General features: G+C 53.5%; 1 protein-coding gene. It reads left to right on the forward strand.

Annotated features, from left to right (window positions below; all coding sequences use genetic code 11):
• Positions 1-288: 288 nt before the first annotated feature.
• Positions 289-469, forward strand: a 181-nt coding sequence (locus tag CS062_RS27155) for a hypothetical protein (protein WP_233218251.1), incomplete at its 3' end; no start/stop codon positions are given.

Here is a 469-nt window from a genome sequence, read left to right on the forward strand (position 1 = left end):
CCCGCAAATCGCGGAAGCGTTAGGACGTATGATTATAGAAGCAACCTCCTCCTGTCATCCCAGAGGCCAGGGGGAGGCGGTGGCCGGCGAGTGGATTAGGCACCATGTGGACCCGGCCACCTCTTGACATGTTCACAAGAAAGGCGTATCGTGCGCGACACACTGAGGATGTATCCCGTGACCGCTAGCACGGAATCGATTTCAGACCGATCCGCAAGGGTCGCTCTGAACCATGGAAAGGCTCTCGGGATTCTAGCGGATCTCGGGGGCCTTTCTTTTTGGTGAGACATGCCTCGATTTCTCTCTGTAAAGAACTTCGAACGCTATCAACACTACACAAAACGCAACCCGCCGTGGATCAAACTGTATTACGATCTGCTCGACGATGATGACTTTATTTCCCTCTCGATCGAGGCGCGACACCACTACATGACGCTCTTGTTGATCGCGGGACGCAAAAATAACGTGA

Source organism: Roseateles chitinivorans (genome assembly GCF_002761755.1).
GTDB lineage: Bacteria > Pseudomonadota > Gammaproteobacteria > Burkholderiales > Burkholderiaceae_C > Roseateles > Roseateles chitinivorans.